Annotated in this window: 7 protein-coding genes; 5 read left to right on the top strand and 2 right to left on the bottom strand. The window is 70.2% G+C overall.

Features of this window, described 5'->3' with window-relative positions; genetic code table 11:
* Positions 1-24: 24 nt before the first annotated feature.
* Positions 25-447: a nuclear transport factor 2 family protein gene (locus tag ACFYWI_RS28965; protein ID WP_389238093.1), complete on the bottom strand. Its 423-nt coding sequence runs from the start codon at positions 445-447 to the stop codon at positions 25-27.
* A 167-nt stretch (positions 448-614) separates the two neighbouring features.
* Complete coding sequence (locus ACFYWI_RS28970; RefSeq protein ID WP_389238095.1) at positions 615-2,666, bottom strand: TerD family protein; 2,052 nt, start codon at positions 2,664-2,666, stop codon at positions 615-617.
* A gap of 300 nt (positions 2,667-2,966) precedes the next feature.
* Between ACFYWI_RS28970 and ACFYWI_RS28975 the strand changes: the two genes are divergently transcribed.
* The 5 genes from ACFYWI_RS28975 (at position 2,967) to ACFYWI_RS28995 (ending at position 11,740) form a co-directional block, all read left to right on the top strand.
* Positions 2,967-6,701, top strand: a complete 3,735-nt coding sequence (locus ACFYWI_RS28975) for an ABC transporter ATP-binding protein (RefSeq protein WP_389238183.1) — start codon at positions 2,967-2,969, stop codon at positions 6,699-6,701.
* 144 nt (positions 6,702-6,845) lie between these two features.
* The gene (locus ACFYWI_RS28980; protein WP_389238097.1) at positions 6,846-8,108 is read left to right on the top strand and encodes a peptidase; all 1,263 of its coding nucleotides are present in this window, start codon (positions 6,846-6,848) and stop codon (positions 8,106-8,108) included.
* A 153-nt stretch (positions 8,109-8,261) separates the two neighbouring features.
* Positions 8,262-9,530: an LAETG motif-containing sortase-dependent surface protein gene (locus ACFYWI_RS28985; RefSeq protein ID WP_389238099.1), complete on the top strand. Its 1,269-nt coding sequence runs from the start codon at positions 8,262-8,264 to the stop codon at positions 9,528-9,530.
* Positions 9,531-9,784: 254 nt separating this feature from the next.
* Positions 9,785-10,198: a hypothetical protein gene (locus ACFYWI_RS28990; RefSeq protein WP_389238101.1), complete on the top strand. Its 414-nt coding sequence runs from the start codon at positions 9,785-9,787 to the stop codon at positions 10,196-10,198.
* A gap of 108 nt (positions 10,199-10,306) precedes the next feature.
* Positions 10,307-11,740 (top strand): S28 family serine protease, encoded by a 1,434-nt coding sequence (locus tag ACFYWI_RS28995; RefSeq protein WP_389238103.1) that lies wholly within the window; start codon positions 10,307-10,309, stop codon positions 11,738-11,740.
* Positions 11,741-11,769 lie beyond the last annotated feature (29 nt).

Genomic DNA, 11,769 nt, shown 5'->3' on the forward strand with positions numbered 1-11,769 from the left:
CGGGACGGCGGGGCCGGGCTCTTTTCAGCCGGGTCGGACGGCCTCCACGACGGTGGTATCGGCGAACGAGTGATGTTCGTGCGAGACGACCCATCGGCCCTGCTCCTTGCGCAGCCCGACGGTGAGCCGCAGGCGCTGCTCCGGGTGCTCGGCGAGCTCCTGCGGAGTCCCGCAGCGCAGCAGGGCATGGGCGAAAGCGATGTCGTCGCCCGCGGTGACCTCGAGGGACAGGATCTCGAACGAGGCACCCTGCGCCTGCCAAGCGAAGAAGGGCGGCCACGTCTCGCGGTAGGCGTCGCTGCCGCGGACACCCTCGTGGGGCGGCGGTACGTCGAACATCACGATGTCGTCGGCGTGATCCGCCAGGACCCCGTCCAGGTCGCCCTTGTGGACCGCTGTGGCCCACTGCTCGATCAAGGTCCGGATCTGTTCTTCGTCGCCGGCCATGGCTCCCACTCCCATCCTTGTCGGGTACAGGGGAGACTCCCTTCCCCACCGGAAGTCATCGCCGAACGGTCACCGGTCCCTCCACTCGCCCCCGATGTCGTCGGGATCCACCCCCCGCTGCGCGCGGCGAGCGCGGGCACGTCCCCGCCCTGCGCGGCCGGCCGGTCCTAGACCTGACTGTCCAGACGCCGGTCGACAGCAGGCAGGTGGGAGACGACATTCGCGTAGAAGCGGTCCACCGCGTCGTCGACACTGCGGATGAATCCCGATTCCGCGCTGCCGCGAGTCGCGCCCATGCCCTTGAGCAGGGAAAGCCGAAAGCCGGTGATGCGCGAACCGTCCCTCGGGAGCATGTCGGCCGGTTCGGGGCGCAGCCGCTCCAGGGTGCCGCGCGGTCCCCTGCCGTCCTCGACGAGAGTCTGCACATGAAGGTCCGCCGGTGCCTCGGCGAGCAGGCGGAGCAGGCGCTTGGCCGAGGTGAGGGGATAACTGCCCGCCGGAGCCTGGACGTCGACGGACGTGCGCAGTTTGCTGGTCCTCAGGTCGGCCACGATCCCGAGGACGCCGGGCGTGCCGTCGATGCGCAATTCCGCCGCCAGCCGGCCCTCCTCGCACAGCTGGTCGGCGAGCGCCACCCGACGGGTGTGCGGATCGGTGCCGCGCTTGGCGCGCTGTACCGGCAGGGCCTTCTGGCCGAGCTCGCCGCCCAGGCGAAGGCACACCTGCCGGATGAGCCTCTCCCAGCTTTCCACGACCTCCACCGCACGCCGGTCGCCCTGGCAGAGTGTCTCCGTCTCGATGCCGTTGCGTACCGGCACCCAGGCCGGGCCCATGTTCTGGAAACCGTGGCAGCCGGAGTTCTCGTGCTGGAGGTAGTGGAGGAGCTCCTGCAGAAGCCACGCATGGGCTGCGTTGCCGACGCCCTCGTGGCTGATCAGCATCTGTGCCTGATGGGTGACCTCGGCCCAGGACAGGTGCCACAGGCTGACCTTGTGCTTGCGCCGGCCGTCGGTCTTGACGTCGACCAGCGGACTGCCCTCGAGGGCAACGTCGTTGGAGAGCGTGATCACCACCTCGTAGCCGCGGCGGGCGGCGATGTCCATGTAGTTCTGGACCTGCTCAGGACGCAGCTGGTTTCCGTTGGTCTTCGTCTCGACCAGAGCGGTCCACAGCTTGCCCGCCCGCTCTACCCTGATCACACCGTCCGGACGCTTGGGGGAGTCTCCGTGCGGCAACGTGACCTCGACGAACGTCTGCATGCGTCCCGCGGGCGCCCCGAAGGCGGCTGTGAGCCGACGCCCGAACTCAGGCACCTCGGCCATCACGGAGAGCAGAACGGACGTGGCCCTGAGTTCCCTTTCCCTGTCGCTTTTGAGTGACGGCGCGGGAAAGAGCCGCGCAGGCCTCCAGGAATCGTTCTCCGCGAGAGACGGTCTGGCCGACCTGGGCAGCGTGATCTTCTTCTTCGCGGTACGAGGTCTGTGGGCCCGAGCCGGCGTCGTCTTCGGCGGCGGCTGGGCGGGGGCGGTCTGCGGGGACCGGACGGCCTGGGCGGGGACGGACACCGCAGACGGGACGGTGGAGGGACAGGTGGACTCCGCCTCGGGCGTCCGGTCCGGCCCGGCAGGTACCTGACCCGTCTCGGTCCCGGCTTCACCTTCGACTTCGGCCTCGCCTTCGTCGACGTCGATCCCGAAGTCCGTAGCCAGTCCCGCCAACCCGGTCTCGTAGCCCTGCCCGATCGCCCGGAACTTCCACTCGTCGGCCCGCCGGTACAGCTCGCCGAAGATGAAGGCGCTCTCCACACCCGCGTCGGTGATGGAGAACCCGAGCAGGGCCTCGCCCGTGCGATCGGTGACGGTGACCCGCAGGTCGTCCAACTGCCCGAAGGTGGAGCCGCCGTACTGACTCGCGGCCACGACGATGCGCTCGACATCCGACGGTACCGCGGTCAGATCGAGGCTGATGCGGTCCTCGTTGCCGCTGTCGGTCGGCTTCTTGCCCAGCAACTGCACGCTGCCGTCCGGCGCGGCGGGATGGTTGTAGAAGAAGAAGTCCGCGTCGCTGCGCACTTTGCCCTTGCCGTCCAGCAGAAGTACGGACACATCGGCGTCGCCGTCCCCTGCGGCGCTGCTCCAGCGCAGACTGACGATCACGGCACCGGCGTCATCACTCAGGGCCGCCAGGCCGACATTGGCACCCTTGGCCATTTCATGCATGCAGTCCCCCAGACATGCAGCCGTATCAGGGCACGCCAAAGCGGCCGCAACACGTCGATCTGTGACGTAGGTCGCACTCTGAGTGCGCACGAAGTGAACCGTAGCGCTCAAAGCCGGTGTCGGAGGAGGTGATGTGAAGACTCGGTTGAATAAGGGACGACAGTGCACTCGTCACTCGAACGTGCGCACGCTTCTCTCGGTCGTAGGACCCGAGACCCGTATTTGTTGCGGAGGGATGAAATCCGCATCCCGCGTGGTTGGTGCCTTCCGTAGATCAGAATCAACGGGGAGGCCCACGTGGTGGCGGCGGCAGAGCAAGGGTGGGCGCGACGGCTGTCCGGTTACGCCTGGCGGTACCGGCGCAATGTGGTGCTCGCGCTGGGGTCGTCCCTCGCCGGGATGGCCGTCATGGCACTCGTACCGCTGATCACCAAGGTCGTCATCGACGACGTCATCGGGGGCGGCTCCCAGCCGCTCGCCGTGTGGACCGGCCTGCTCATCGCGGGCGCCCTCGCCGTCTACGTCCTCACCTACGTGCGCCGCTACTACGGCGGACGTCTCGCGCTCGACGTCCAGCACGACCTGCGCACCGACATGTACCGCACCATCACCCGGCTCGACGGGCGGCGGCAGGACGAACTCTCCACCGGGCAGGTCGTCGGGCGGGCCACCAGCGATCTGCAGCTCATCCAGGGGCTGCTCTTCATGCTCCCGATGACCATCGGGAACGTCCTCCTCTTCCTCATCTCCCTTGCCATCATGGCGTGGCTGTCCCTGCCACTGACCCTGATCGCCCTCGCCGTCGCCCCCGCCCTCTGGTTCATCGCCAAGCACAGCCGCGTCCGGCTGCACCCCGCCACCTGGTACGCGCAGAGCCAGGCCGCCGCCGTGGCGAGCGTCGTCGACGGCGCCGTCGCCGGCGTGCGGGTGGTCAAGGGGTTCGGGCAGGAGGAGCAGGAGACCGGGAAGCTCAGGGAGGTCGGGCGCAAGCTGTTCGCGGGGCGGCTGCGGACCATTCGGCTCAACGCCAGGTACACCCCGGCCCTGCAGGCCGTACCCGCTCTCGGTCAGGTCGCCATGCTCGCGCTCGGCGGCTGGCTGGCCACCCGCGGACAGATCACCCTCGGTACGTTCGTCGCCTTCTCCACCTATCTCGCCCAGCTCGTCGGGCCGGTCCGGATGCTCGCCGTGGTGCTGACCGTCGGGCAGCAGGCCCGGGCGGGCGTGGAGCGGGTCCTGGAGCTCATCGACACCGAGCCGACCCTGCGGGAGGGGACCAAGGAGCTTCCCGCGGACGCCGAGGCGACCGTCGAGTTCGACGACGTGAGCTTCGCGTACGAGGACGGGCGGCCCGTCCTCGACGGGTTCTCGCTCGAGATCCGGCCCGGTGAGACCATCGCCGTCGTCGGGTCCTCCGGCAGCGGCAAGTCCACGGTCTCGCTGCTGCTGCCACGCTTCTACGACGTCACCCACGGTGCGGTCCTCGTCGGCGGCCACGATGTGCGCGAGCTGACCTTCGACTCGCTGCGGGCCGCCATCGGCCTCGTGCCGGAGGACAGCTTCCTGTTCTCCGACACCGTGCGCGCCAACATCGCGTACGGAAAGCCCGGCGCCACGCAGGACGAGATCGAGACCGCGGCCCGCGCCGCCCAGGCGGATCGTTTCATCGCCGAGCTGCCGGACGGCTACGACACCAAGGTGGGCGAGCACGGGCTCACCCTCTCCGGCGGCCAGCGCCAGCGCGTCGCCCTGGCCCGCGCGATCCTCACCGACCCCCGGCTGCTGCTCCTCGACGACGCGACCTCCGCCGTCGACGCCCGTGTCGAGCACGAGATCCACGAAGCCCTCAAGCAGGTGATGGCCGGCCGTACGACCCTGCTGATCGCCCACCGCCGCTCCACGCTCGGCCTCGCCGACCGCATCGCCGTCCTGGACGGCGGCCGGCTCGCCGACATCGGCACCCACGAGGAGCTGGAGCGCCGCTCCGCCCTGTACCGGAGGCTGCTGACCGACCCGGACGAGCTGGGCGGCGTATCGCCCGGCCACACCGTGGCGCGCTCCGCCCCCGAGCCGGACGAGGAGCGCACCGTACGGGAGGAGCTGGACGTCGAGTTCGACGTCGAGCGCGGCATCTCCCCGCGGTTGTGGGTACGGGACGAGGACGCGCGCGAGTCCGAGGCGCCCGGCGCCACCCCCGAACTGCTGGCCCAGGTCGAGGCGTTGCCTCCGGCCACCGACACCCCCGACATCGACGAGGCCCGCGCCCTGCGCGTCGACCACGACGGCGCGCACGGCGAAGGCGGACGCCTGCGCCGTCTGCTGCGCGGCTTCGGGCTGCCGCTGCTGGTCAGCCTGCTGCTCGTGGCGGTCGACGCGGGCATGGGGCTGCTGCTGCCCATACTGATCCGGCACGGCATCGACGACGGCGTCGAGCAGGCGGCGCTCGGCGCGGTGTGGGCGGCGTCCGCCCTCGCGCTGGTCACCGTCGTCGTCCAGTGGGCGGGACAGATCGGCGCGATGCGGATGACCGGCCGCACCGGTGAACGGGTCCTGTACTCCCTGCGCCTGAAGATCTTCGCGCAGCTCCAGCGGCTGGGGCTCGACTACTACGAGCGCGAGCTCACGGGCCGGATCATGACCCGGATGACGACGGACGTGGACGCCCTGTCGACATTCCTGCAGACGGGCCTGGTCACCGCGTTCGTCTCGGTCGTCACCTTCTTCGGCATCATGGTCGCCCTCGTCGTCATCGACGTACAGCTGGCGCTGGTGGTGTTCGCGACGCTGCCCGTCCTGATCGTGGGCACCTACTTCTTCCGCAAGCAGAGCGTGAAGGCGTACGAGCTGGCCCGCGAGCGCATCAGCGCCGTCAACGCCGACCTGCAGGAGTCCGTGTCCGGGCTGCTGATCGTGCAGGCGTTCCGCCGTGAGCGCGACGGCGTGGACCACTACGCCGCGGGGAGCGACAGCTACCGCCGGGCCCGGGTGCGCGGCCAGTGGCTGATCTCCGTCTACTTCCCCTTCGTCCAACTGCTGGCGTCGGTGGCCGCGGCGGCCGTGCTGATCGTCGGCGCGGGCCGTATCGAGGCGGGCACGCTGACCACCGGCGCGCTGGTCGCCTATCTCCTCTACATCGATCTGTTCTTCGCGCCCGTGCAGCAGCTCTCTCAGGTCTTCGACGGCTACCAGCAGGCGGCAGTCTCGCTGGGACGCGTCCAGGAACTCCTGCAGGAGCCCACGTCGACCGCCGCCGCGAAGCAGCCGCGCGAGGTGCGGAAACTGCGCGGAGAGATCGCCTTCGAGGACATCTCCTTCGCCTACGGGGCGGAGGAAGAGGCGCTCACCGGTATCGACCTGCACATCCCGGCCGGTCAGACCGTCGCCTTCGTCGGCGAGACCGGCGCGGGCAAGTCGACATTGGTGAAGCTGGTGGCCCGGTTCTACGACCCGACGAGCGGCCGGGTCACGGCCGACGGCACGGACCTGCGCGAGCTGGACCTCGCGGCCTACCGGCACCGGCTCGGCGTCGTTCCCCAGGAGGCGTACCTCTTCCCCGGACCGGTGCGCGACGCCATCGCCTACGGCCGGCCCGGCGCGAGCGACGCCGAGGTGGAGGCCGCGGCCCGCGCGGTCGGCGCGCACGACATGATCGCCACCCTCGACGGCGGCTACCTGCACGAGGTCTCCGAGCGCGGCCGCAACCTCTCGGCGGGCCAGCGCCAGCTGATCGCCCTGGCCCGGGCCGAGCTCGTCGATCCGGACATCCTGCTGCTCGACGAGGCGACCGCGGCGCTGGATCTCTCCACCGAGGCCCAGGTCAACCAGGCCACCGACCGGCTGACCGGCCGGCGCACCACGCTGGTCGTCGCACACCGGCTGACCACGGCCGCCCGCGCCGACCGGGTCGTGGTGATGGACCACGGCCGGGTGGTGGAGGACGGCACCCATGACGAGCTGCTGGAGCAGGGCGGCCGGTACGCCCTGCTGTGGCGCACGTTCATCGGGATAGGGGAGGACGAGCCGGCCGCGGTGTGACGGGCCGGCGTGGCGGGCGTGACGCCTGGGGCGTGAGCGGCGACTGCCGTACAACCATCCGAGCAGGGCGCGTGTCTCACGCGCGGAACCGGTTTCACCGGAGTTCGCCGTCCGTTCGCCGGCGCCTTACCTCGAGGGACCCACATGCCCCCCACCACTTCCGGCCGCCGCGTGCTTCGCAGGACCGTCGGCGCGGTCAGCGTCTTCGCCCTGCTCGGACTGGGCGGCACGCCGGCCCTCGCCGAAGAGGCCGGGCCGGATCTGGCCGTCGGGCGGATGACCGCGCCCACGGGAGTGAAGCCGGGCACCAGCTTCGACGTGCCGGTGACCTTCACGAACAAGGGCACCGGGGCGGCGGACGGGGTCTGGGTCTCCTTCGCCATGAGTCAGGGACTGGGCGGGGCGCGGAAGTACTCCAACTGCCTGTACTACGACGTGCCTTCGTTCGACGAGCAGCCGGAGTGGAGCGGGGTGCACTGCAGGTTCGACCAAGCGGTGGAGCCCGGCAAGGTGTACGCGCTCGCGGAGCCGCTGACGGTGGACGCCCTGAACAACGCCCTTGACGAATCGGTCGGCGTGACGGTCTCCGTCGAGAACCCCTTCAACCCCGACTGGGAAGGCCCTCATGTGCCGGGCAACGGGCCGGAGCTCAACCTGACCGAGCAGCAGGATGCAGCCCTCGCCGACCAGGCGAACGACCCTGACCATGCCACCTCGATGCGGGTGGACGTGGCGAACACGGCCGACTTCGGTGTCGAGGCGCCCCAGGTCCGCGCCCGTGTCGGGCAGACGGTCACCGCCGACGTGAAGTTCGCCAACGGGGGCCCGGCATGGGTACGGCAGGAGATCTCCGCGGGGCGGGTCGACGTGCGGTTCCCGGCCGGTACGACCGTGGTGTCCGCGCCCGGATCCTGCACGTCCGACGAGCCGCGGCACCACATCTGCGGTCCCTACGACGCCTGGGTCGACGAGCAAGGCAAGTGGTCCTACACGTTCCGCGTGAAGATCGACACGTTCGTGGCGGGCGCAGAGGGCAAGGCGTCGCTCATGGGAGCCCCGTGGCCGTTCGACAAGAACGCGGCGAACGACACGGCGAAGATCGTGTTCGAGAACTCCGCGGACACCACGGCGGGCGGCGGTTCGGGCTCAGCCTCCGGCGGTTCCGACGGCGAGACCTCGGGCGGGTCCGGCGGTGGCTCGGGCTCCCCGTCGACGGGCGGTTCGGGTTCGTCGTCGGCCGGTGGTGCAGGTTCGTCGACCGGCGGTACGGGTGCGGCGGCGGCCGGCGGCAACCTGGCCTCCACCGGCTCCGGCCCGGCCCTGCCGATCGCGGGTGCGGCGGCCACCGCAGTGGCCGTGGGCGGCGGCGTGGTTCTCGTGATGCGCAGGCGGCGGCCCCAGGGCTAGGCGAGCGTGGCGTTCTTCCCCCGGCGCGCTCGCGCCGCCGGGAAGAACGCAGCAGCCGTGCAACCTTTCGGCACCTGCAGATGTCTCCGTTCCGCAAGCGCTTTCCCGGACGGTTCCGTCCGTTTTCCCCGCGCCTCACAGAGGGATTCCTACATGCCCATCGCCCTGCCCGGCCGTCGCACCTCCCGCACTGCCGTCGGCGCCCTGAGCGCCGCGGCCCTGATTGCACTGGGAGCCGCGTCCACCGCTGTTGCCGAAGAGGCCGCCCCGGAGCCGGCCCTCGGGCAGATCGCTCCGATCGACGGCGTGAAGCCGGGCAGCAGCTTCGAGGTGCCGGTCACGGTCACGAACAAGGGCACGCAGGCCGCGGACAAGGTCTGGGTCGTCTACGGCGTCACCCAGGGACTCGACTACGCCGAACTTCCCTCCAACTGCCAGTCCCACCAAGTCCCTTCGTACGACGAGATGATGCCCAAGTGGAACGCGGTCTGCGTCTTCGACCAGGCGGTGGAGCCCGGTGTCGTCTACGCGCCCGAGAAGCCCCTGACGGTCAACGCCCTGGACCGTGCGCTCTACGACGATCTGCGCGTGACCGTCTGGGGCTACGACCCGCCGCTGGACGACGCCGCCACGACGCCCGTGCGGGGAACCGCACCGGCGGTGAAGCTGGTCGAGCGGCCCGGCGGGAGCGATGCCGCCAAGTCTGCCGTCGACGTGCCGGTCACCACCGTCAACACCGCCGATTTCCAGGTGACGGGAGCCCAGCTGAAGGGCCGCGTCGGCGACACGGTCACCCTGCAGGTGAAGTTCACCAACGCCGGTCCGGCCTGGGTGCTGCGCAAGTGGGAGGATCCGCGCCTGCGCGTCCTGATCACGCCTCCCGCCGGAACCTCGGTCGTGAAGTCCAACGAGTACTGCAACGACAAGGCCGAGCCCGGGACGTACAGCTGCGCTCCCAGCAGCCAGCTCTGGGTGAACGAGAACGAGCGTGCGACCTACACCTTCAAGCTGAAGATCGACAAGCGGGTTCCGGGTGCCAAGGGCTCGGTCACGTTCGGCGACGCGGCACGGCCGTTCGACACGGACAAGGCGAACGACCAGGCCGAGATCACGCTCGATGTGACGGACGACGGGGCGTCCACCGGTGGCTCGGGCGGATCCACGGGTGGTTCGGGCGGCTCCACCACCGGTGGTTCCGGGTCCACCGGTGCCTCGGGCTCCTCGTCGACCGGCGGTTCGGGTTCGTCCTCGACCGGTGGTGCGGGTTCGTCGACCGGCGGTACGGGTGCGGCGACGACCGGCGGCAACCTGGCCTCCACCGGTTCCGACTCGACTCTGCCGTTCGCGGGTGCGGCGGCCGCGGCGGTGGCCGCGGGTGCGGGTGCCGTCTTCGTGGTGCGCCGCCGTTCGGCCCAGCGGTAGAGGCGACGTGCACGGGGCGGGTGCCGGGCAGCTGCCACGGCACAGGCCCGTGCCGTGGCCCGGTGGTGGTGTGACCGCGACCGTTCCCGCTGGTGAAGCGCCCCGTCTGCCGTGTGCCCGTGCGTCCCCGTGGGGGGCGCGCGTGTGCGCCGATGTGATCCGCCCCGCACCGTCGCAACCATTCGCACGCCGGGCGCGTCGTACGCATGTACGGGAAGTGGCAGTAGCGTCGCGGTGGCAACGGGGGAGCAGGCGTGTTCGGTGGGGCGGGGAACACGGGGAAGGTGCGACCGGGCCGCGCGTGCGCGCGCCTGCTCGCCATGCTGACGGCGGTCGCCGCGTTCACCCTGGCCGGTCCCGGACTCCAGCAGGCCGACGCCGCCGCCCCCTGCGCGGGGAGGCTGGTGAAGACCGTCCGCTTCGCCACCGGCGAGCTGCGCGTCTACGAGAACGGCCAGTACGCCTGCGCCGTCACGTTCGCCAAGAACCCCGGCGCCAGGCGGCAGATGTCCATCTCCCTCCAGGCCCGCGGCGGCCGCCCGGCCGTCGACAGGGGGAGGTTCCGCCGCCAGGCCGGGCCCGTCACCGTGCACGCGCTCAACCGCTGTGTACGGGCCACGGGTTCCGTCTCCGGCACCTCGCGCTCGACCGGCTGGATCCTGTGCTGAGCCGGTGCTGAGCCTGCCCAGGACATACCCCGCAGCCAACTGGGTCTGGCGGTACGTGCATTGACCCCGCTAGGTTCGCCGCGGACCGCTTGATCTAGGGGAGGGTGAATGCGCAAGGCGCTCAGATGGCTGCTCGCGCTCGTGGTGCTCATAGGCACCGTCAGCGCAGCCGGGGCCACGGCAGGTGCGGCTACCGCCGCAGAGCCGACGACCGGCACGGACATCAAGGACCGGATCCTGGCAGTACCGGGCATGAGCCTCCTAGAGGAGAAGCCGTATCCGGGTTACCGATTCTTCGTCCTCAACTACACACAGCCGGTCGACCACCGGCACCCGGGCAAGGGAACGTTCCAGCAGCGGATCACCCTGCTGCACAAGGACACCAGCCGCCCCACCGTCTTCTTCACCTCCGGCTACAACGTGAGCACCACGCCGCGGCGCAGTGAGCCCACGACGATCATCGACGGCAACCAGGTCTCCCTGGAGTACCGTTTCTTCACGCCTTCCCGGCCCGCCCCCGCGGACTGGTCCAAGCTGGACATCTGGCAGGCCGCCAGCGACCAGCACCGGGTCTTCACGGCCCTGAAGACGATCTACGCCAAGAAGTGGCTCTCCACCGGAGGCTCCAAGGGCGGTATGACCGCCACGTACTTCGAGCGCTTCTACCCGCGTGACATGGACGGCGTCGTCGCGTACGTCGCGCCGAACGACGTGGTGAACAACGAGGACTCGGCGTACGACCGGTTCTTCGAGACCGTGGGAACCAAGGAGTGCCGCGACAAACTGAACGCGGTGCAGCGCGAGGCCCTGGTGCGCCGCGCGCCGCTGGAGGCCATGTACGAGAAGTACGTGGCGGACGGCGCCTACACCTTCAAGACGGTCGGCTCGCTCGACAGGGCGTACGAGGCTGTCGTCCTCGACTACGTCTGGGCCTTCTGGCAGTACAGCCTGGTCGCCGACTGCGACGCGATCCCCGCCGCCAAGACCGCGACGGACCAGGAGATCTGGGACAGCATCGACGCGATCTCCGGCTTCTCCTTCTACACGGACCAGGGTCTGGGGACGTACACGCCGTACTACTACCAGGCGGGTACCGAACTGGGATCACCCGACATCGAGCAGCCGCACCTCAAGGGGCTGAGCCGCTACGGGTACCAGCCGCCGCGGAACTTCGTGCCGCGTGACATCCCCATGCGCTTCAAGCCGTGGGTGATGAAGGACGTCGACAACTGGGTGCGCCACAACGCCGACCGGATGATGTTCGTCTACGGGCAGAACGACCCGTGGGGCGCCGAGCGCTTCCGCCTCGGCAAGGGCGTCCGCGACGCCTACGTCTACACCGCGCCCGGCGGCAACCACGGCGCGAACGTCAACGGACTGGCGGCCGACGAGAAGGCCAAGGCGACCGCCACGATCCTGAAGTGGGCGGGCGTGGCCCCGGCCGCCGTGCAGGACGACCCGGCGAAGGCGAAGCCGCTGGCCAGGTCCGACGCGAAGCTCGACAAGCGGGACCTCGAGCGCGAGCCGATGCTGCGCCCGTAACACCATCGGCAGTCCGCGCAGCGGGGGCT

Origin of the sequence: Streptomyces sp. NPDC002889 (assembly GCF_042888425.1) — a bacterium.
Lineage (GTDB): Bacteria > Actinomycetota > Actinomycetes > Streptomycetales > Streptomycetaceae > Streptomyces.